12 protein-coding genes are annotated in these 22,229 nt (G+C 60.7%); all 12 read right to left on the reverse strand.

What is annotated here, in order from left to right; genetic code table 11:
• Positions 1 to 10: 10 nt before the first annotated feature.
• The 12 genes from DR039_RS02865 to DR039_RS02915 all read right to left on the reverse strand — a co-directional run bounded on the left by DR039_RS02865 (position 11) and on the right by DR039_RS02915 (position 21,986).
• Positions 11 to 3,277: a CshA/CshB family fibrillar adhesin-related protein gene (locus DR039_RS02865; RefSeq protein WP_172458342.1), complete on the reverse strand. Its 3,267-nt coding sequence runs from the start codon at positions 3,275 to 3,277 to the stop codon at positions 11 to 13.
• Positions 3,278 to 3,367: 90 nt separating this feature from the next.
• The gene (locus DR039_RS02870; protein WP_318268891.1) at positions 3,368 to 4,618 is read right to left on the reverse strand and encodes a class C sortase; all 1,251 of its coding nucleotides are present in this window, start codon (positions 4,616 to 4,618) and stop codon (positions 3,368 to 3,370) included.
• Positions 4,619 to 4,800: 182 nt separating this feature from the next.
• The gene (locus DR039_RS02875; RefSeq protein WP_111835862.1) at positions 4,801 to 6,531 is read right to left on the reverse strand and encodes a SpaH/EbpB family LPXTG-anchored major pilin; all 1,731 of its coding nucleotides are present in this window, start codon (positions 6,529 to 6,531) and stop codon (positions 4,801 to 4,803) included.
• A gap of 423 nt (positions 6,532 to 6,954) precedes the next feature.
• Positions 6,955 to 8,703, reverse strand: coding sequence for a SpaH/EbpB family LPXTG-anchored major pilin (locus tag DR039_RS02880; RefSeq protein WP_111835863.1), 1,749 nt, complete (start codon positions 8,701 to 8,703; stop codon positions 6,955 to 6,957).
• Positions 8,704 to 8,870: 167 nt separating this feature from the next.
• Positions 8,871 to 9,023 carry a hypothetical protein gene (locus tag DR039_RS11215; protein ID WP_172458343.1) on the reverse strand — a complete coding sequence of 51 codons (153 nt, stop codon included), beginning with the start codon at positions 9,021 to 9,023 and terminating at the stop codon, positions 8,871 to 8,873.
• 264 nt (positions 9,024 to 9,287) lie between these two features.
• The gene (locus DR039_RS02885; protein WP_126622302.1) at positions 9,288 to 11,990 is read right to left on the reverse strand and encodes an MSCRAMM family protein; all 2,703 of its coding nucleotides are present in this window, start codon (positions 11,988 to 11,990) and stop codon (positions 9,288 to 9,290) included.
• A 224-nt stretch (positions 11,991 to 12,214) separates the two neighbouring features.
• Positions 12,215 to 15,634, reverse strand: a complete 3,420-nt coding sequence (locus DR039_RS02890) for a SpaA isopeptide-forming pilin-related protein (RefSeq protein WP_111835865.1) — start codon at positions 15,632 to 15,634, stop codon at positions 12,215 to 12,217.
• 639 nt (positions 15,635 to 16,273) lie between these two features.
• Positions 16,274 to 17,464 (reverse strand): elongation factor Tu, encoded by a 1,191-nt coding sequence (tuf, locus tag DR039_RS02895; protein ID WP_111835866.1) that lies wholly within the window; start codon positions 17,462 to 17,464, stop codon positions 16,274 to 16,276.
• Positions 17,465 to 17,656: 192 nt separating this feature from the next.
• The gene (gene fusA, locus DR039_RS02900) at positions 17,657 to 19,792 is read right to left on the reverse strand and encodes an elongation factor G (protein ID WP_111835867.1); all 2,136 of its coding nucleotides are present in this window, start codon (positions 19,790 to 19,792) and stop codon (positions 17,657 to 17,659) included.
• An 87-nt stretch (positions 19,793 to 19,879) separates the two neighbouring features.
• The gene (gene rpsG, locus DR039_RS02905; RefSeq protein WP_111835868.1) at positions 19,880 to 20,350 is read right to left on the reverse strand and encodes a 30S ribosomal protein S7; all 471 of its coding nucleotides are present in this window, start codon (positions 20,348 to 20,350) and stop codon (positions 19,880 to 19,882) included.
• Positions 20,350 to 20,724 carry a 30S ribosomal protein S12 gene (rpsL, locus tag DR039_RS02910; protein ID WP_111835869.1) on the reverse strand — a complete coding sequence of 125 codons (375 nt, stop codon included), beginning with the start codon at positions 20,722 to 20,724 and terminating at the stop codon, positions 20,350 to 20,352. Before rpsL ends, rpsG begins: the two co-directional genes overlap by 1 nt.
• 353 nt (positions 20,725 to 21,077) lie before the next feature.
• A complete protein-coding gene (locus tag DR039_RS02915) occupies positions 21,078 to 21,986 on the reverse strand; it encodes a hypothetical protein (protein WP_229116747.1) in 909 nt (302 codons plus the stop codon).
• Positions 21,987 to 22,229 lie beyond the last annotated feature (243 nt).

Consider the following 22,229-nt stretch of genomic DNA (forward strand, 5'->3'; position numbering starts at 1 on the left):
CATTCTTGGTTCACCGCACCGTCACAGTTGCGTGCTGCTGGCGACGGCGTCGCATGATCCCAAAGCCCATGGCTGCGACCCCCAGAATGCCACCACCAATAATGAACAGGTCAGCGCCCAGGCCACCGGTTAGGGGCAGTGTGGGAACGGAGGTCTTCTCGTTGGTGAATGGGTCTTTGAAGGTGAAGTTCAGCTCGCTGGGCTTCAGTTCAAAGTTGTGGGTGGTCTTGGAGTCCAGTTTGTATCCCGCTGGGGCAGCCTGCTCCGTGAGGGTGTAGGCACCAAGGGCTAGGCCTTCTACTCGTAAGGTGCCGCCAACCGGGTCCTTGTCTAGCTTGTTGGCACAGCCGGTGGCGTCTGCAACCACGCAGTCTTCGATTACTTGGGTTGCGGAAGTGCCTCCGGTGGGACCGGTCAGGTTCCAACTGGAGCCAGATAGTGGCTGCTTGTTGGCGGCGTCCACTTTGTTCCAGGTTACGGAGCCCGTTTGGCTCTGGTTGACCACGCCGCCGTTGTTCACGCCTGCGACGGTCTTGAGGCCCACGCTGAGGTGGTCTTTGTCGATGGTGTCGAAGGCAAAGTCACCGGTTGCGGCAATGTAGCCAGCGGGTGCGCTTTGCTCGGTGATCTTGTATTCGCCCCACTTGGGCACGGTGACGTTGAATTCGCCGACGGCGGGGTTGGTGTCTTTGTAGTTGCCCGTGGCGCAGTTAGCGGCCGTGCAGTCTTGAACGATTGTGTTCGCGGGTACCTGAGGGCCGGTAAGGGTCCAGGCCGAGGGCGCGCTGGCGATGGTGGCACCGACGGTGTCTACCTTCTTCCAGCCGAGGGTGCCGGGAGCAGGTTGGTTAATGATGCCGTCGCCGGTAACTCCTGTGGCCGACTTGGGCGTACCCGTGAGGTGGGTGGCGTCAGTCGTGCTGATGGAGAAGGTGGTGTTCGACTTGGTGTAGCCGGTGGGGGGAGCGGTCTCCTGAACGGCGTAGTCGCCCCACTTATTGACCTCTACACGGAAGTGTCCGGGAGTTGGGTCCTTGTCCTGTGATCCAGCACAGTTTCCAGCGATACAATCACTAATGTTGAGCCCACTCGGATGGCTGGGACCGGTCAGTTTCCATATGGAACCAGGAAGCTTGGTGCCGGCCGCGTCAACCTTGCTCCATTCCACGACGGCGGGCTTGGGCTTGTTGATCAGGGTGCAGACCACCCATTCACGGTTCTTTAGTTCAATCGACTTCTTGTCGGCACTCAGCACGGAAGTCATGGCGGTGTTCATCTGCGGGTGCTTGGCGCAGACGGTGTCAGTCAAGATGTAGCCCTCGCGCGCCTCAGCGGTTTTACCGGCCTCGGAGAAGGTAACCGTGCCGGGCTTAACTGCGGCGGATTCCAAGACGCCGTCGCCTTGGCGGGTCTGGCCGTTCTGGGTGGCGGTAAGGGTCCACTGCTCGGGCTTGAGCGGCGTGGGCGCGTATCCGGCGCTGTTGTCCACCTGCTTGACCAGCTTGAGCAGGGCCTCGGTGTAGAGGGTTACCGCGTAGTCTTCCACCTCACCGTGGCCGGTGATACCGGTGGCAGCAGGTTCAATGGGTTTACCTGAAGCATCGCGGTCATTGGTTATGCGCAGGCGCATGAAGGTTTTGACGTCAGCCGCCGGATTGGCCTGGTCGATGCTCACGTTCTCTGGAATGGTCCAAGTCAGCGTGGCTTTGCCACCGGAGCAGGCTGGCCCGACTCCTCGCTCACCGGCTTGGAGCTTTCCGTCGTGGTTGGTGTCAGTCCATCCGGAGCGTTCGGCGTCCTCAAACTTGCCGTTTCGGTCCCAGTCGATCCAACCGTAGAGTTCTCCCTCGCCGTTGCAGGTCACTTCCTTGGACCAGGTGAGGCCGGGTGCCGCCGGGATACGCACCTCACCGGAGATGGCGTCTTCGTCGTCGGACCACCAAAGGTCGTCAATGTCGTCACCTAGGGCGTCATTGGAATACTGCTGGTAGGGCTCGGCGTCGATTTCCTTGCCCAGGCTGGGGGTGCCTTGGCTCACGTGCATGCTCGCCAGGCTCAGGTTGTTGGAGAAGACGTCGGTGGTGCTGGCAATGGCACCGTCGCGCCAGGCGGGCTCGTATAGGGAGCCGGCATTGCCGTAAGACTCGGGGGCGTCACCAAAGTCCGTGGCCAGCACTAATCCCAGAGCAACAGCCGAGTACCCCGCGCCCTGCAGAGAGATAGTCGCGGAGGTGGCGCCCTCCATCAGCATGACGGCGCTAGGTCCGCCGATGCCGTTAGGGGAGGTGTATTTGCCAGGCTCTTGATACACACACTCGTCGCCGGTGGGCATAAGCCTCAGGGTCTTGCCATTGTTGCTGATCTCCGCATTGGAGGTGACCCCGCCACAGTTCGCAGAGCGCAGGCGGTCCAGCACACGCCAAGTTACGTTTTGCGTGGTTGAGGCCTGAACCCACTCGTCACCCCATTCGTCGAAGAGCGCTCCATCGATGATTCTGCCAGAACGCTTGGAGGAGGCCTCAGCATCAGCAAATACCAAGCCCTGGACCGGGACATTGCGCGTTCCAGTCGGGGTCTCTAGTGACGCGGAGCAGGAGTAGTCAAAGCTCAGCCTGGAGGAAAAGCCTGTGGGAGAGGGGTCCGTTCCCGGGGTGCCCCATGGCTTGTCACTGTTCTTAGCGTTCATGCCGTTGTAGGCGTAGCCATTGCCCAGGCCGATGACCATACGGTTGCGGTTGACGTAGTCCTTCGGATAGGTCATTCCCTCGGACCAGGTTTGCTCCCCATTGCTCCAGCTGCCCGGTCCGCCCACGTTGTAGAGGTTGTCCAGCACGTCGCCCGCCCAGCCGCCGGGGATAGTGGCCACCAAGGGTCCCTTCGCTTGCGCTTCTGTCAACGGATCATTGCGTTGGTCACGGAAGGGCTTGTGGCCTAGGTGCTGCAGGTTGCTGAGGGTGCAGGTAGTGCGGAGCTTGGTGCCGGGGGCTATCTCGCGCACATTGTTGTAAGTCTTGGTCTCCCCGTAGTCGAGCACGGGCACATCGGGCTTTGCCTTGCCCTTGAACTGCGTATCGTAATCACCCCACTGCAGCCACTGGATGATGTCCCGGTAACGCCCAGTGCCACCGGTGGCGAATACGGCGGGCAAGTCTCCTGGCGCCGCCTGCGCCACGGGCGCAGTCACGCCCGAGCTCAGCAGCATTGCTGTGCTCAGTCCTAAAGCTAACGCCACACCATGCACACGCTTGAGCGCGCGGAAAGGTCTGTGGGAGGACATGTCAAAACTCCAATATCAGGTAATTATTAGGCGAACAAAATTGCCTTCAGTTTCTGCAAAACAGCCTATGAAGGGCGCCTGGATAAACGGTCACGTTCTGATTGCCGTGACCTCGCGATCGTGTTTCACAATGTTGGGAGGGGGACCGGCGTCACCCAACTCCTCTAGGCGCACAATTTCCTCGCGGTTCTCCAGGGCGCCGCCGTTAAGTGGGGATCCGGGTGGGCCGGGCCTGGGGTCAAGGCCGCCGTCGCCCCCACCGCCGTCGCCCTGCGGACCAGTCTCTGCTACCTGCTTGCGCCTGCGGCGTCGGGCGGCTAGGAAGGCCCAGATCAGCACTGCCGCTACCACCAGCAGCACGCCCACAACCACCCAGATAATGGCGATCTGCCAGGTTTGCATGGGGGCAGGCAGTGCCTTGGAGGCATCTTGGGCGGCTGCGGCCGGGTCCATCGGGACGCGTTCACCGGTGACCAGCAGGCGGTGGGAATTCACGCCATAGGGCGTGCAGGTAATGAGAGTAATTAGGTCGCGTCCTGCCACTTCATTTAGGGAATTGGTCTCAGTGGGGAGCACTACCTGAATGTTCACCACCTGGTATTTAAGGGTGCGCCCGGCCACTGCCACATAGAATGCGTCGCCCTGTTTCACATCTACCAGGTTGTCGAAGATGGTGGCAGTGCCCAGGCCCGTGTGGCCGGTAAGCACAGAGTGGGTGGAGGTGCCGCCCACCGGCAGCGAGGTGCCGAACAGATGCCCGATGCCTTTGGCTAGCGTAGAGGGCTGAGTGCCGTGGTAAATGGGCAGGTCCGCATGGATGGACGGAATGGTTACGCGCCCCATGACCTCATCCAGGTCCAGCTGGCTCAGGTACTCCTGGTAGCGGGGAGTGTCGGGGCGCTGTGAGTCCAGCCAGGGGTCAAGGATTGGGGAGGCCTCCAGGTGTTCGTTGTAGGCCTCGGCGGCGCTGATCTTCTGGGTCAGCACGTCAGGTCCCATGGATTCCAGGCGGGCGGAGTACATGGAGGCCAGGCGCTGCTGGTCGGCGTTGTTGTGCTGGGTGGCGATCACCGGGTAAAGCAGCACTAGCACGCCGAGTAGCACTAACAGCAGGGGTGCGGCCACGCGCAGCCTGCGGCGGCGCTTTGAGTCCCGCGCGCCAGCAAGTCGCCCGAAACCGCGGCGGAAGCTACGGAGGATCCGCCTGGGCAGGTGGGGCGCGGTCTTGGCACTCCGAGCGGAATTGGCTGAAGCCGACCCACTTGGGGTGGGGACGCTGGCGACCTGTCCACCGGAGGGCCGGAGGCTGGGGTCGATGGGGCTGCTGGGCTCTGGGTTCACAGGGCGCGTCCTCGGGTTGCTTGGTTTAGGGATCGGGTTCAGGGATTTTGGAGCAGGGCAGGGTTTGGGGTCTGTTGGCGGGGCTGCGTGGGGGAGGCAGGAGGCTCCTGCCTCCCCCACAGCCGTCGTGCTAGTCGGCCTCTCCTGGGATGGAGGGTGGCGCGTTCAGACTGTGCCTGGGCTCAGTCCTGGTTGCGGCGACGGTGGTTGTAGTAGGCCACCCCAGCGCCGCCCAGCACCAGCAGGCCGCCGATGGTGGTGAGCACCACGACGCCGTTGGCACCGGTCAGCGGCAGGTGCAGGCCAGCGTTGGCCGGAACGTCGGTGACGGTGACCTTGGTGTCGATCTTCTGGTCCGCCTCAGTCCCCAGTACGCGGAAGGGGATCGGGTCGGGGGCCAGGGAGTAGCCGGTGGGGGCCTTGGTCTCCACCAGGCAGTACCAGTTGCTCTTGTCGAGCGTCTTGGCCTTGCCGTTCTCCCAGTCGTTGGCGCGCAGGGAGCCGATGACCACCTTGCCGTCCACAGCTGCCTTACCGGACGCAACCTGCAGCGCGGTTGCCTTACCGGTTTCAAAAGTGGACTCGTTGGCGATTGTCAGTGGAGCACCCTTAAGGTCAGCATCCACGTCCTTCAGGAGGACGGGCTTGCCGTCAGCGCTCTTGGAAACCACCTTGTCTGCAGCCAGCGCAGCGTCATCTGCGGACACGGAGCACTCGTAGATCTGGAACTGGGCGCCGTTGTACTTGGCGGCGGCCAGGTTGTCGGTGCCGGTCTTGGTCAACTCAACCTGGCCGTACTTGGAGACCACCGGGTCGGTGTTGGTGCCGGGCACGGTTGGCTTATTCGGATCACCGCCGGGGTTGGGGTTGTCCTTGTCCCAGTTGTAGTTCGGGGAGTCGTTGGGAATTAGGGAGGCGGTGTTGCTGATGCCACCGTTGAGGTCGGTGCCCTCAGGGAAGGTGGCAGTGAGCACGATCTTGACCTTGGTCTCGCCGGTGCCCTTGGCGCGGGCATCAGCCAGCTTCTTCAGACCTGTTGCGGTGAAGTCCACTGTCAGGTAGTTGTGCTTGTCGTTAGGCAGAGTTGATGGTTTGACCACGATCTGGTAGTCATTTGCTTCAAGCGCAGCGGCCCCGGCAGGCAGGTTTTCAATGGTGACCTGGGGGTTGAGCTGCTCGGGGGTCAGCCCAGTCTGGACGCGCGGGTCAAGAACATCGATGACCTGGTATTTTTTGATGCCCTCGTCTCCGACCTTGGGGATGGAGGTGGTGATGGTGTAGGTCAGGGCGTTGCCGGAGCCGGACTTCTGACCGGAGTCCTCTACCTCCTTCTTGACGCCGTTGATGGTGTTCTTGGGGTAGACGTGGACGTCGTAGTTCCAGCTGCTGGTGTTGCCCGGGTTGGTCATGGGCAGGGTGACGATGAAGTCGGCTGCGGGGATGACGCCGGCGGGGGTCTTGGTTTCGGAGACCAGGTAGGCCTTGCCGGCGGTGGTCTGCGCGTCGGAGAACTGGGCCACACCGCCGTTAGCGGTAGTGATGGACACCTTGGTGCCGGTCTTGTGGTCGTTGTCGCCGTCAATGTTCTGGGTCAAGGCCGTATTGACGTCACCGTTGGCCTTGGCTAGGTCCACCCAACCCTTCTGCGTAGTCAGATCATAGTCAAGCTCAGTAATGGTGAATTCAACACCGTCAAGGGCTTTGCAGTCGGCCGGAGGCTCAGCATTCCCGTTACCCGGGGTCACACCGTTGTTGTCGGTCTGCTCGCACTTGTGCACGGTCAGGGTGGAAGCGTGGTTGCCGTCCACGTTGGATGCATTCGGTGCGGCCAGCGCAGGAGCGACTAGCGCTCCCGCGGCGAGCGTCGCGGCGGCGGTCAGGCCGATGCTGCGACGGATCATGAGTGAGCTCACGGTTTCTCCATCTCTCAGTTGGGATCTTGTTGGGGTGACTCGGCCCTGATGGCGCCGAGTCGATCCTGGTCCGAGTGTTGGAGCACCGGCCACAGGAAGTCTGTTCGGTGAGGATGGCATTCAACATCCCCTCCTCGATTCACACACACAAGCGCGAGCCTGATAGGTGGGTTATCTGGATTGACTTTACTAGTGGGAAATCACAGGGAAGTCTCGGCGATCTGCCATTGCGATTACGGTTACTTGCCCTGCCGGTCCAATGTTGCATTTCCACACAGCCTCGGCACTGGGACCGCACCCTGAGCGTCGAATCGCTCGCTTGGAGGATGAGAGGCGACGACGACGTGGCGGGCAGGCTCACGGGGAGCCTGCCCGCCACGCGGGTCAGTTGACCTTGAGGTTGTCAGCGCCTAGGCGCTGAGATCAGTCCTCGGCCTGACGACGACGGGCCACCGCCACGGTGCCACCGGCGAGCAGGACCAGGGCGGCGCCACCGGCCATCATCAGCACCTGGCCGGAAGCACCGGTCAGAGGCAGCTGAGGCACATTGGACTTGGTGTTCTTGACATCCATGAGCACCGCATCCGGCTTAACTTCACCGGAGCTCACCTTGACCTTTGTCATAGCGGCATCACCGGAAGGCAGTACATAACCGGCAGGGGCAGCAGTTTCCACCAGGACGTAGCATCGGGTGGTGTGATCAGGCTCAGTGACGTCAGCACCAGCACTTGCCTTCGAGTCAATGAATAGACCGGGGATACGGAGAGTGCCCGTGGCGTCAGACTTGAAGGTCGTCTTGCCTTCCACGCTGATGGCATTGCCAGTCTTGACAGCATTAGAGCAGTCAGGCAGGAATGCGGTTTCCGGAGTAGCGTCGTAGACCTCGAAGGTAGCCCCCTGGAGCTGCTTGTTATTAGCAGCATCCCGCTTGATAACCTTCAACTCACCCCAGTTGGAGACAACCTTGTTGGTGGGGTTGTTAGTGGTGGTCGGAGGAAGCTTGGGGTCCTCGTCCGGGTTGGTCGGCGGGGTCACCGGCGGGTTGTTCGGAGTCGGCGGCACCGGAGGCTTGCCCGGGTTGCTGGGGTCAGACTCAGTGTCAACGATGTAATTACCGGTGTTCTCAATCTTGCCATCAGTAGGTAGTTCGCTGATCTTGGCCCTGAAAGTCACTCGAATGGTCTTACCACCGATGGTCTCAAGATACTGAAGACCCTCAACGGTATTGAAGTGGACCTGCGCGAAACGGTTCAGAGAATCATCCGTCTTGGTGTACTTGTCGCCTGGAACATCAGCGCCAGCGAAGGCACCATCCGGACCAATCTCCCCCACCTGCACGGAACTAACACTGATGTCTGTAGTACCCTGGGCGAACTTGTCGTAGATGTTCAGGTACTTGAAGTTCTCGCTATCCCCAGCGATGGTCGGCACGACCGCGTCAATCGTATACTCGATCTGACTACCGGTACCGAGACCGTGAGAGCCATCAAGAACCTTGACATTCTTTACAGGCTTGTCAACTGGCGTGTTCTTCGGGAAGGCATGCACGTAATACACCCATTTGCTTGCCGCCGCCCCATCGGTAGCGTCAGCATAGGGAAGAGTGACAACGAAAGGCAGCGCCTTATCAACGATATTGACCTTTTTGCCGTCAACAGCCGCGTTAGTGGTGTCAGTCTCACAGAGCAGGTATGCGCCCTTGTCCAGGTTCTTCTTTACCTGGCCGTTGGCTTCCGTCACGAACTCGACAGCTGCATCGTCCGCAAGAGTCAACCCATCAAGCGTCTTGGCAGCAAGGTTTGCGGGATCACAAACAGAGGCAGCGAGGTTCGGGTGAGCGACTGCCCAGTCGTTCAGCGTCTTCCAGTTGGCGTTCAATTGCGCCATGTCAGCCTCATTCACAAGATCCAGCTTGATCTTGTAAGCCTTGAACACCACGCCGCTCACAGGCTTCTGCGTAGGAGCGGTAGTGCCGTCTACACGACCTTTGGTAGTGTCGCCCGCACCAGGCTTGACATGCTTGTGAATCGTCAGCGAAGTCGGAGTCTGGTCGTTAATGTTCGCCTGGTCGGCGTAGGCCGTGGCGCCCAGGCCCAGGCCGGCGAGGCCAACGGCCAGTGCGCCGGCGGCCGCGGCGGCGCGGACCGCAGCTAGGCGAGTAGTAGTACGCATTTCGTACTTTTCCTTTCATCGTGCACGGAATGCACCGTGCTGGGTGATGTCAAAGCGGATAGGCTTAGGGAATGAGGAGGTGCTCACTGCGGAACGCGGCGGCCTCCCGGCCACTCGCCCACCCCCGAGCTCAGGTGCAACCTGACTCGCTGGGAGCGAGCTGTTGCTTACTGATAGATCTGCGAGCCAGACCTCCTCACAACTCCGGCGACAGCGTCGAAGACGTCCGCTCCCCCACGCCCCCATCCGGCCACCGTGAGCACCCCCACCACCGGAGCACTGCTGCACCCGGGGTATGGCTGGCTCTTGCGAGTAAGCACGGGAACTCCTACTGGTTTGGGATGGGAATCTGGGGTGACGGGCCCCGGATCACTCCGGTAGCCCTGTAGACTCTTCAACTCTATTGGCTATTGCTAACGTTTCACTTGACACGCGATTTCGATAAGGCCTCAGGTTCCAGGCCAGTTAACGATTGCGTATCCATCTCCGCTGGCCGCCCGAAATTGCATTCCTGCACCAGGCGGAAGCACAAATCGACCCTCGGTAGGTAATTGCAGATCTGGCCAGGAAATACCCCGGGGCACTCAGTCCGCCCTACGTCGTCGCAGCATGGCCCCGATTAGTGCCAGACCTGCGAACACGCTGCCACCGATCAGGAAGGTGTCTGCCCCCATCCCGCCGGTCAGTGGCAGCACCGGCACCGTGATCTTATGGTTACCAAAAGCTTCCTTGAATTCGAAGGCCGGATGGACGGCATCCAAGGTGAATGGGTGCTCTTTAGCGTCTAAGCGGTACCCGGCGGGAGCGGCCTTCTCTACTAGGGTGTATTTTCCCAAAGACAGACCCTCGACCTTAAACTGGCCTGGTTCCGGGTCCTTGTCAGGGCCAATGCAGTCTTTGGGGTCCGAAGCAACGCAGTCATCAACAAGCTGTGCAGCTCCTGCGCTTGTGCCTGCGGCGGGGCCGGTCAGCGTCCATGAGGAACCACCCAGAGGCTTGTTGTTAGCGGCATCAACCTTTTTCCAGGTCACCAAACCCTTGGCCTCCTGGTTCACGAAGGAGCCGGCGTTAACGGTCTTGCCTACATCAGTAGTTGCTACCGTGACCGTTTTCGGATTCGAATCCTTCACGTAACCCTCGGGTGCCGCCGATTCAGTAAGCGTATAAGTGCCAATCTCCACCGCTGTCAGCAGGAACTTACCGGCATTAGGGTCTTTGTCATGATCCTTGCATTCCTTAGCCTCAGTAGCCACACAGTCGGTTACGGTAATGGCCTGCTGCCCGGGTTTACTTGGCTGCCACGACCAGGTGGAGCCGCCGAGAAGGCTATTGTCCGGCTTGGTCTTGGTCCAAGCCACCTGCGGCAGCGCCTGGTTGACGACCTGACCAACCTCAACAGTCACGCCATTCTTAGTCACCTCAACCGTCTTGGCTTCCTCGCTCTTGACGTAGCCATTAGGTGCGGTGGTCTCAGTCAGCGTATAGGTGCCGTACTCCACCTGCTCCAGCTTGAAGTAGCCAGGACGCTCATCCTGATCGCCACTAGATCCGCAGGGCTTGGCCTGACAGTCATCGATCAAGCGCGCCGCAGCATTAGCAACAGATGTGAGAGTCCAGGAGGAGCCCCCCAAGGGCTTGCGATCCCGATCCACTTTGACCCAGGTAACGGACCCCTTGATACGGGTATTATCGATGTTCTTGAGGTCGAATGGCGTCGCCGCATGCGCTTCTTTCACCTGGATGGTTTGGGGCTCACCGGCCACGTAGCCTTCTGGCGCCTTGGTTTCCACCAGCTTGTAGTTCCCAAGCGGCACATTCTCCACTTTCAGCACGCCGGGCGTGTTGTTGGTATCCCCGGAGCCATTATCTACAACCTTGATTACTGCGCTGCCGTCACTCGGACGCAGTTCCCACTCAGAGCCAGACAGTTCTTTTCCAGTGTCTGCCGCAGTCTTCTTCCAAGTCACGGAACCAGCCTTGACCTGTGGACCATTCTTCAAGACACACTCAACGACCACGCTTAGCGTGTTGGGAAGATTGACAGAGCCGGACTGGCCTACACCCTGCTCAAACGGGACCTTGGAACCATCTGCATAACAAGCCCAAGTAGTCTGATATTCACTCAGTTTAGACCGGGAACCGCTAGCCATCTCTTCAGAGAAGTTGAGCTTCTGATTGTTCTTTACCGGGAAGATTCCAGCAGTTGCTGAGGGACTGTCCTGCAGCCCCGTCGTCTGACCGGAAGTAGTGCCGGTTGCGATAGCATTGCTGCCCTGCTTGGACACTTTTAGTTTAAACTGATCAACATCATTAATCCTAGAAACAATGTCTTTCTTCAAAATAAAGGTGGCCGGGGAAGAACAGGAAGCTAAATCAGATGAACTGCTTAATTTTGGCTCATAACCAAAGTCTACCTGAGTAAAGTCGGCAGGATCATAGGCCTTTGCCACAGCACTGTCACCCAAAACAATAGAACCGTCGCTACGGAACGCCGCTCCATTGATGCCCTTCTTATTATCAAGTACCCCGAGACCATTCTCCGAGAATCTGAGATTCCCGCCGTTGGCAGCCTCCAGATCCTCCTTAGCAACTGTGTACACGACCGCCTCAGAACCACCCTTGTGTCGGACGATGTACAGGTTTCCCGCCGAGTCGAAGGCGAGGTCACCATTAGCCGTTCCATCAACGGGGATACCCGTATTAAACTGCCCAACGAACTCCACGGCACCCGTTCTACTCAGGTAACGATAGAGACGGAATTTCCTAGTTCCATCTTTATAAAATCCACCAAAGTAGAAGTCGCCGGTGGAGAACTGTACCCCGCCCGCAACCATCGACACCGGCGTATTTGAGTAGTTGAAGGTCTGCAGGAATTTCCACCCTTTCCCCACCTCGAAAGAGTAGAGATCAGACGCCTTGTCGTCACTGTGTCGCCATAGCGCATAGGCGGTTTGCCCCCCTCTGCCGATCCCTAGAGCATTTGCAAGCCTTTTCTTCTTGTTGCTCCCGTGATCATTCGCCCGATTACTGTCTGGGACGCTAGAGATGGGCGTCAGATTACCACCAGAGTCAATTTTATAGACATCCCCAGTATCTGAAAGGGAATAGAAGTTCCCGGACTGGCAGGAAAATGCCTCATTGGCCGCGAACGCCGGAGTCCCCAAGACCACCGCCGGTACAGCTCCGCCCCACAAGCCAGCAAGCGGCAGCGACAGCGCTAGCCCTACGAGCAGCAGGCGCACCTTCAGGCCTGATAGGTGAGCTCTCAGCCCGATCGAGCGAGTCATATTGCGATCCTCCCTGGACAACATGCGGTGGCAGCAACCCACCCCCTTATTGGGAGCGAGTCACAACAAGGTTCTTAGAAGACCCTAACAACCGCGGTTCTAGAAAAGGCGGGATGATGCAGCCTCGTAACCGAAGGGCCACCTTGACGACACCTAATGCCATTAAGGCACAGGCCACGCCCGCCTACACGACACCAAGCCCCAGCTGGGACCGCGTCCGCACCTCAGGCCGAGCGACGGCGTCGTAAGAAGGCACCAACCAAAGCCAGCCCACCGAAGGCACCACCGCCCATTAGGAAGGTGTCGGCACCCATGCCACCAGTCAGCGGCAACACCGGGACAGCGGTCTTGGTATTCTCGAAAGGCTTGTCAAAGGCATAGGCGGGGGCCTTAGCCGTGACGCTGAATGGGTGCTCAGTCTTGGAGTCCAGCCGGTACCCCGCCGGAGCGACCTTCTCCACCAGCTTGTACTCCCCCAGACCCAGTTCCTCCACCTTGAAGCCACCCGCCACCGGGTCCTTGTCCAGGCCCGTGCAGGCTGCGGCGTCATCCGCCACGCAGTCCTCAACAACCTGCGCGGCAGCGCCCGCACCCGGGCCCGTCAGGTTCCAGGCAGATCCGCCCAGGGCCTCGCCATTGTCAGCATCCACCTTGGACCAGGTCACAGACCCCTTGGCCTCCTGGTTCACAAAAGCGCCAGCCGTCACGGTCTTACCGATGTCAGTTCCCGCCACGGTGACCGCATGCGGCGTCGCGTCAAGCACATAACCCTCAGGCTGCCCGGTCTCCGTCAACACGTACTCCCCCGGAGTCACGCCCTTGAGCAGGAAGGCTCCCGCAGCCGGATCCTTATCCGCGCCCTTGCACTGGTCAGCACTGCTCGCTTCGCAGTCCCCCACCTCCACGGCCTCACCAGCCGGCGAGGTGGGCTTCCAGGACCAGGTGGAGCCACCCAAAGCGGTGCCATCCGGCTTGGTCTTGGTCCAAGCCACCTGCGGCAGCGCCTGGTTGACCACCTCCCCGACGGCCACGACCTGCCCGTTGGTGGAAACCTGCACCGTCTTGGTGTCCGCACTCTTTACATAGCCCTTCGGCGCCTGATCCTCAACCAGCGTGTAGGTGCCGTAGACCACGCCCTCCAGCCTGAAGTACCCGGGGCGCTCGTCGCGGTCACCAGTGGCAGTCGCACAAGGCGCAAGCACGCAGTCCGTGATCGTGCGCGCTGGACCGGCAGGATTGGTGGGTGTCAGGGTCCAGGTGGACTCACCCAGGGGCCTGCGGCCCGCATTCACCTTGGTCCAGGTGACGGTTCCCTTGATGGGCTCGTTCTTGAAGGAGCCCGCCTGGACGGTTCCCTCCAGGTCAGTGTCCTTCAGCTTCAGCGGGTGCGGCGTCTGGTCCGCAACCAGGCCGGTGGGGGCGGTGTCTTCCGTGAGGGTGTAGTCACCGAGCGCAAGGTCTTGGAGCAGGAAGCCTCCGGCGGTGTGGTCCCGGTCCGGGCCGGGGCACATGTCGGCACTGGCCTGGACGCAGTCCTCAACCTTCACTGCGGCCGACGCCGCCCCAGCCGGACCGGTCAGCGTCCACACGGAGCCGCCCGCAGGCATCCCAGCGGCGTCGGTCTTAGTCCAGGAGAGCCGGGGCAGGCGCTTGTTGACCTGCTCTCCCAGGACGACCGGGACCGAGGCGTTGCCCGCGTTGACCTCGAAGGGCCGGTCCGCCCCCGCCGCGTAGCCGGGCGGCGGAGTCTTCTCATGCAGCAGGTAACGGCCCCAGTCCAGGCCGGTGACCCTGAATCCGCCCTCCGCCGGGTCCTTGTCCGCGCCGGTGCACCGTGCCGGAGCCGACTCGACGCAGTCCGTCACCTCCAGCTTGGCGGCCCCGCCAGGCCCTGGGACGAGCTCCCACACCGACCCACCCAAGGGCCTGTGGTCCATGCCGGTCTTGCTCCAGGTCGCACTGCCCGCAATGGGCTGGTTGACGACGGCGCCGGCGTCCACGGTCGCGCCGTTAGTGGTGACCTTAACGGTCTTGGTCTCCGTGCTCTTGACGTAGCCGGTTGGCGCGCTGGCCTCGGTCAGCTTGTAAGTGCCGTAGGTCATGTCCCCCAGCCTGAAGTAGCCGGGCCGCTGGTCACGGTCGCCGTTGGCAGGGACGCAGGGCGCAGCGGTGCAGTCCGTGATCTGGCGCACGGCACCAACCGGGTTGGTGGGGGTTAGGCTCCAGGTGGAGCCTCCCAGCGCTGAGCCGTCCGGCTTGGTCTTGGTCCAGGTGATGACTCCCTTGATGGGGGTGTTCGTGATGCTCCCCAAGCTGTTCGGGGCCGTGGCGTGAGCTGAGGTGATGGTGAAGTGCTTGTCAGAGGCACCCACGTAGCCTTCGGGCACCGTGCTTTCGTGCAGGGTATAGCCGCCCAGTGGCAGGTCATCGACCCTGAATTCCGCCACATCCGGGTCCTTGTCGCGGCCGCTGTTGTCAGTGACGTAAATGGTCGCCTGCCCGGCGGCATCGGGGATGATCTGCCAGGCCGAGCCGGTAAGCGCACGTCCGCCCGCGTCAACCTTATTCCAGGTCACCGAGCCGGTCTTGGGCTTGGGCTCGTTACGCAGGGTGCAGATGGCGTCATGATTCGAGCCGTCCTTCTGCGTGAAGGTGTACTCCGTGTCCGAGACCCTGGACACCGCCAGGTTCTCACGCGTGACCTCGTCAATGCAGGTCAAGGTCGTATTGTAGTCGGACAGACGTGCACCACCAGCCGCAGTCTCCTTGATGGTGTAAGTGCGCGGCTTGTAGAGAATGAACACGCCGACAGAGGCTTGTGTGCCAGTACCACTGCCGGAAGTGCTCTCTGAGGCCAGCACACCCCTGTTCTTACCTTCAACCGAAATCTTGAACTGGTCACCCGGCTTCTCGCGGCCTACGACGTTTTTCTCCACATAGAGCGTGGGTGGAGAGGCGCAAGAGGCCAGGTCGGTTCCATTCGAGATACCGATGGAGACCTTGTCACTCAGGGTCGCACCATCATCAGGATCAATAGAGTAATTCTTGGTCTTGCTGTCTTTTCCATACTGGATAAAGAGGCGACCATCAGAGTCAAAGGCCAAACCGTTATACCTGCCCTCGCCAGTTTTCAGGGTGCGGATATTACCATGTGGAATAAGATCTCCAGCGGAAGATGCTAGATCTTCACGCCGCACAGGAACGACCAGGGTCTTACCGTCACCATCATTCCAAAGCACGAACATGTCCCCAGAAGCAGAGAACACCAGATCGCCGTTCCCCTTGTTACTGGACACATCCAGCACCTTCACGTAGCCAACCAGAATAATGCGTCCACCGTCATAGCGGTAAGTAGCAAAGTAAGTGCCATAACCGTCATCGATAAACCCACCAAAGTAATATTTGGCGTCAGGGCCCTTAGGGTTAATGCCCCCTGCTACCAGGTTGTTAATCTTGGCAGTACCATATTTGCCCGAGGGGAGACTACCGTAGTGGACAATCTTAGTAGTACCGCTGGCCGCATCCCACTTGTAGATACCAATCCTGGTGTGAGTCTCGCTATCTGCCCTGTTTAAAGCCCATGCCTCTGCGCCGTCAGAGCCAATGGCCAGTCCATTGAAATCAGACTCGCCGCTATCACTCATGAATTTGAATGCTATGTTGCCATCCGCACCGTGATACCTAGGCTCACCCGCAGTTGAGGGTACTTTGTATACATTCCCCTTCTTGTCCAGAGTGTAGTAGTCACCCCCCGTACATGACAGCTTCTCCCCCTGTCGCAGAGCAAGCGGGTACGTTACTGCCGCAGGCACAGCTTGAACCGGTCTTGCCGTAGCCGGTACTGCCTCAAGCGAGGGAACCAGGGCCACACAGAGGGCACCCACAGCCAGCAGGGCCTTCAGTCCTCGCGACCGTGCACCTGCGCTAAAAATGCGAGTCATGGGGAGTCTCCTTGGATAGATTGGGATGCCTTGCGCGCACCACGTGGGAATATTGGCAACAAGGCGCTTTGATCACCCTAACAATCAACCCAGCTCAAAGGGATGCTCGATACCTGCTTGCAACCCAAGGGGCTACTTTGTTACCCCTTTCAGATCTACATTTTTGTACCCAGGTGACAGCACTACCACGCCTTACGTGTGAAAACACGTAGCTTGGGACAGAGCGTGAGAACCCGATACGAGGACAACGCAACATAAATACAAGTGTCCCCCGCCTGGACTTGCCAGACGGGGGACACCCGCAGGATCGGCGCTAAGCGCCTGACCTAAAGCCTCAGATCATCACTTGATGATCTTGGTGACGCGACCGGAGCCAACGGTACGGCCACCCTCACGGATAGCGAAGCCGAGGCCCTCCTCCATGGCGATGGGCTGGATCAGCTGGACGGACATCTCAGTGGTGTCGCCAGGCATGACCATCTCGGTGCCCTCGGGGAGGGTGATGACGCCGGTGACGTCGGTGGTCCGGAAGTAGAACTGCGGACGGTAGTTCGAGTAGAAGGGGTTGTGGCGGCCACCCTCATCCTTGGTCAGGATGTAAACGTGGCCCTCGAACTCGGTGTGCGGGGTGATGGAGCCGGGCTTGGCCACAACCTGGCCACGCTCAACATCCTCACGCTTGGTGCCGCGCAGCAGCAGACCACAGTTCTCGCCAGCCCAAGCCTCGTCCATCTGCTTGTGGAACATCTCGATACCGGTAACGGTGGTCTTCTGAGCCTCACGGATACCGAGGATCTCAACCTCAGAGTTGATCGGCAGCTTGCCGCGCTCCACACGACCGGTAACGACAGTGCCACGACCAGTGATCGTGAAAACATCCTCAATCGGCATGAGGAAGGGCTTGTCCATGTCACGCTCAGGAGTCGGGATGTACTCGTCAACCGCGTCCATGAGCTCCTTGATCTTCGAGGTCCACTCAGCGTCACCCTCCAGAGCCTTGAAAGCGGAGACGCGCACCACGGGGGCGTTGTCGCCGTCGTACTCCTGGGAGGACAGCAGCTCGCGGACCTCCATCTCGACGAGCTCAAGCAGCTCCTCGTCCTCAACCATGTCGCACTTGTTCAGGGCGACCAGCAGGACCGGCACGCCGACCTGACGGGCAAGCAGCACGTGCTCGCGGGTCTGGGCCATAGGGCCGTCGGTGGCGGCAACCACCAGGATGGCGCCATCCATCTGGGCCGCACCAGTGATCATGTTCTTGATGTAGTCGGCGTGACCGGGGGCGTCCACGTGGGCGTAGTGACGCTTGTCAGTCTGGTACTCGACGTGCGCGATGTTGATCGTGATACCGCGCTGCCGCTCCTCAGGAGCCTTGTCGATCTCGTCGAAGGGGGTGAAGGGGTTCAGCTCCGGGTACTCGTCGTGCAGAACCTTGGAGATCGCAGCGGTCAGCGTCGTCTTGCCGTGGTCGACGTGACCGATCGTTCCGATGTTGACGTGCGGCTTGGTCCGCTCGAACTTGGCCTTGGCCACTTGTGTCCTCCTGGGACTCGGGTAGTGCTCTTCGTCGTGTATCGACTCACCCATGTTAGCGAGTCCGACGCAAAGCGTGTCTACGGTGGTTTTTTGGAAATCTTACTGGAACGGCGGCGTTAGGCGTAACACCATGGCCGCCAAGGTAGGGAGGGGTCGGGCACACCGGCCCCTCCCCCACCACGGCTGGGCTCAGGCGCCCTTGGCCTTGGCGATGATCTCGTCCGCGACGTTCTTAGGAACCTCCGCGTAAGAGTCAAAGGTCATCGAGTAAACGGCGCGGCCCTGCGTCTTAGAACGCAGGTCACCGACGTAGCCGAACATCTCGGACAGCGGCACAGCGGCGCGGACAACCTTCACACCCACGGCGTCCTCCATGGACTGGATCATGCCGCGACGAGAGTTCAGGTCACCAATGACGTCGCCCATGTACTCCTCAGGAGTACGGACCTCCACGGCCATCACGGGCTCAAGGAGGACCGGAGAGGCCTTCTTCGCACCCTCCTTGAACGCCATCGAGCCAGCAATCTTGAAGGCCATCTCAGAGGAGTCGACCTCGTGGTAGCCACCGTCAATGAGGGTGGCCTTAACGTCCACCATCGGGTAGCCAGCCAGGACACCGGTCAGCATGGCGTCCTTAACGCCCGCGTCGACGCTAGGGATGTACTCGCGCGGCACGCGACCACCAGTGACGGCGTTGACGAACTCGTAGTGCTTCTTCTCCTCACCTTCCTCGGCCTCAGTGACCTCAAGGGGCTCGAAGGACATAAGCACCTTCGCGAACTGACCGGAACCACCGGTCTGCTTCTTGTGGGTGTACTCGACCTTGTCCACCTTCTTGCGGATGGTCTCACGGTAGGCGACCATCGGGTTACCGACGTTGGCCTCCACCTTGAACTCACGGCGCATACGGTCAACAAAGACGTCCAGGTGCAGCTCACCCATACCGCCGATGACGGTCTGGCCGGTCTCCTCATCAAGCTCAACCGTGAAGGTTGGGTCCTCCTCGGAGAGCTTCTGGATGGCCACACCCAGCTTCTCCTGGTCACCCTTGGTCTTGGGCTCGATGGCCACGTGGATCACCGGGTCCGGGAAGGTCATGGACTCCAGGATCACCGGAGCGCTCTGGGCGCACAGGGTGTCACCGGTGGTGACATCCTTCAGGCCGATGAAAGCGTAAATGTGGCCGGCGTGAGCCGACTCCACCGGGTTCTCCTTGTTGGAGTGCATCTGGAACAGCTTGCCGATGCGCTCCTTCTTGCCCTTAGTGGCGTTGAGGACCTGCTCGCCCTGCGCCACCTTGCCGGAGTACACGCGCACATACACGAGCTTGCCGTAGAAGGGGTGCGTGGCCACCTTGAAAGCCAGGGCGGAGAAGGGCTCGTTCTCGTCAGCCTTGCGGGTGACGGTCTGCTCCTCATCGTTGGGCAGGGTGCCCTCAACATCCGGCACGTCCAGCGGTGAAGGCAGGAAGTCCAGCACCGCGTCCAGCACCGGCTGAATGCCCTTGTTCTTGAAGGCGGAGCCAGCCAGAACCGGGAAGGCCTTGCCAGCGGTGGTGAGCTTGCGGATGCCGGCCTTCAGCTCGGCGACCGTGAGCTCCTCACCTTCCAGGTACTTCTCCATGAGCTCGTCATCGGCCTCAGCGACCGTCTCAACCAGCTCAGCGCGCAGCTCCTCAGCCTTGGCCTGGAGCTCAGCGGGAATCTCCTCGTACTCGACGACGGAGCCGCGAGTGTCCTGACCGTCAGCGTCCTTCTCCGGGAAGCGGATGGCCCGCATCTCTAGGACGTCAACCAGGCCGGAGAACTCGTTCTCCGCACCGATCGGGAAGTTAATCACGATCGGGGTGGCGTGGAGGCGGTCACGGATGGTCTGGACGGAGAAGTCGAAGTTCGCGCCCAGCTTGTCCATCTTGTTGATGTAGCAGATACGCGGAACGTTGTACTTGTCCGCCTGGCGCCACACCGTCTCCGACTGCGGCTCCACACCCTCCTTACCGTCAAAGACCGCGACGGCGCCGTCGAGCACACGCAGGGAGCGCTCAACCTCAACCGTGAAGTCCACGTGGCCAGGGGTGTCAATGATGTTGATCTGGTTCTTCTTCCAGAAGCAGGTGGTGGCCGCGGAGGTAATGGTGATACCGCGCTCCTGCTCCTGCTCCATCCAGTCCATCGTCGAGGCGCCATCATGCGTCTCGCCGAGCTTGTAGTTAATGCCCGTGTAGAACAGGATGCGCTCAGTCACGGTGGTTTTACCGGCATCAATGTGGGCCATGATGCCGATGTTGCGGACCTTGATGAGGTCTGTCAGCACGTCAAGTGCCACTGGTGGTGTCCTTCTTTAGTGAGGTGAGTCTTGACGACGTCGGCCGGTTCCCGCCGGGGGCGAGCCCCGACCGACGTGCAGCTGGAATTACCAGCGGTAGTGAGCGAAGGCCTTGTTGGACTCAGCCATGCGGTGCATGTCCTCGCGACGCTTAACCGCAGCACCAAGACCGTTGGAGGCGTCCAGAATCTCGTTCGTGAGACGCTCAGTCATGGTGTTCTCGCGGCGCTGCCGGGAGTAGTCCACGAGCCAGCGCAGCGCCAGGGTGGTGGCGCGGCCAGGCCGAACCTCGACCGGCACCTGGTAGGTGGCACCACCGACGCGGCGGGAGCGGACCTCCAGCGCAGGGCGAATGTTGTCCAGGGCGCGCTTGAGCACGGAGACCGGGTCCTGGTCCGTCTTGGAGCGCACGCCCTCCAGGGCGCCGTAAACGATGCGCTCAGCGGTGGACTTCTTGCCGTCAAGCAGGACGCGGTTCACCAGCTGGGTGACGACCGGGGAGCCGTAGACGGGATCGACGGCGAGCGGCCGCTTGGGTGCGGGACCCTTACGTGGCATTACTTCTTCTCCTTCTTGGCGCCGTACTTGGAGCGTGCCTGCTGGCGGCCCTTAACACCCTGGGTGTCGAGGGAGCCGCGCACGATGTGGTAACGGACACCGGGAAGGTCCTTCACACGACCACCACGAACGAGCACGATCGAGTGCTCCTGGAGGTTGTGGCCCTCACCGGGGATATAAGCCGTGACCTCAATACCTGTGGACAGGCGGACACGGGCAACCTTACGGAGAGCGGAGTTCGGCTTCTTTGGCGTGGTGGTGTACACGCGGGTGCACACGCCACGACGCTGCGGGCTGGCCTTCAGCGCCGGCGTCTTGGACGTCGAACGCTTGGTTGAGCGGCCCTTGCGGACCAGCTGCTGAATGGTGGGCACTACTGATTCTCCATCTTCAGTGCATCGAACAAAACTGCTGCCTGCCACCCGGGCCGTCCCCCGGTCCGCGACGCGCATCACCTCAAGGGGCGGCCGGCCCGCAGGTCCGCTCGCACGGCCCACGCCCGGAGCCTCCAGTCATGGAGACCCGTCGGTTCCCGCCGCGGCAGACCCGCGTCACGACGTCGGCGCGCATAGAAGCGCCGGGGCCGCTGGGAACGGATTGGAGAACGGCACCCGGTCAGCGGGCACCGCAGCAGAGGCTACACGGCGACGGCGCCGCCCCGCCAGGGCGAAGGGGCCTAAACGGGCGTGGGCTCCGCCACCCTGGAACTATTAGCCTGCGGGGCGACTTAGAACTGGATACCTTTGAGGCCTAGCCCCCACAGGATCGGGTCAAGCACACGGAAGGGAGAAATGCCGCGCTCAGTCAGCTGATTGGCGTGAATTGGGCACTCACCCACCGCGGAGGACACAAAATGCCGCAGCTGGGCGATCCGCCTGTCATGTAAAGCCTGATCTGCGAAAAGCGTCACGGACCGCTCATTGATCCGCTCAAACATAGAGCGCACTTCCGCATCCAAGAACACAGAGTCAGCCTCGAATTCCACCGCCGCCTGCGCGGGAGGCAGAGCCGCGCGCTGCATCGTAGCGTCCTGGTTAAAATGCGCCGCCGGGTTGGCGAACACCGCCGCAAGGGGATTCTTGGCCTGCGGCAGCTGTTGCATAGCGTCGAACTTGGAAATGACCAAGGCGAAATTGGTGACGCCGGAGTGGGTCTGAGCCAATACCTTGGGCAGAACTTCACTGGGCTTGTCTCCCAGACGAGTATCGTCCACATCCGGAATAATCCCCGTCAGCACCTGACTCACAGAGTCAAGCAGCATAGGGTCAAATAGGAAGATAGCCAGATCTGCCCGATCAATGAAAGAATAGTCTGGGCGAGCTCCCGCTAGTTTCTCCAGATCCTCACCAGCTGCATCCCGCATAACAATCTCCAGCGGTCCCTCCGGCAAGCCAGCAACCGTCCAGATCATCGGGTCCCGCTGGTACGCACCACCGCCGGAGAGAGGCGGGGTACCATCCATGACTTTGTTCTCTTTGAACAACGGCTTGTAATAACGCTCGGCGTACACCTCTTGTGTGCCGGTGGTCTCCGGGCTAACGGTCCAGCCCCGAACCTTGGCGTAGCGGCTCAACATCTCCACCGCCACCGCAATATAAACGGACTTACCCGCACCACGCGCACCTGTGACGGCCATGGTAAACACCCGCCGGTCACGCCAGCGTGGCGGTAAGTCCTGATGGCAAGTGGGGCAGACCTCCTGTGTACAGGCTGAGTTACAGACCCGACACGGGATCATGCTAGGCAAAGCAGGCACCGACTCCGAGATCACCTGCCGGAACATACGCGTGGTGGCCACGTCATAGCCCGCAAGCTCAGTAGCAGCCCGGTCCGGCTCCATCTGACAGGTACCAGAAGTGCACCGATAAACCACCTCTTT

Source organism: Actinomyces bovis (genome assembly GCF_900444995.1).
Lineage (GTDB): Bacteria > Actinomycetota > Actinomycetes > Actinomycetales > Actinomycetaceae > Actinomyces > Actinomyces bovis.

Excerpts from the sequence above, each read along its gene's own strand:
- DR039_RS02890 (WP_111835865.1), bottom strand. The coding sequence starts at position 15,634 with ATGAGTGATAGCGGCGAGTCTGATTTCAATGGACTGGCCATTGGCTCT.
- DR039_RS02865 (WP_172458342.1), bottom strand. The coding sequence starts at position 3,277 with ATGTCCTCCCACAGACCTTTCCGCGCGCTCAAGCGTGTGCATGGTGTG.
- DR039_RS02915 (WP_229116747.1), bottom strand. The coding sequence starts at position 21,986 with ATGGCCGTCACAGGTGCGCGTGGTGCGGGTAAGTCCGTTTATATTGCG.
- DR039_RS02885 (WP_126622302.1), bottom strand. The coding sequence starts at position 11,990 with ATGACTCGCTCGATCGGGCTGAGAGCTCACCTATCAGGCCTGAAGGTG.
- DR039_RS02880 (WP_111835863.1), bottom strand. The coding sequence starts at position 8,703 with ATGCGTACTACTACTCGCCTAGCTGCGGTCCGCGCCGCCGCGGCCGCC.
- rpsG (WP_111835868.1), bottom strand. The coding sequence starts at position 20,350 with ATGCCACGTAAGGGTCCCGCACCCAAGCGGCCGCTCGCCGTCGATCCC.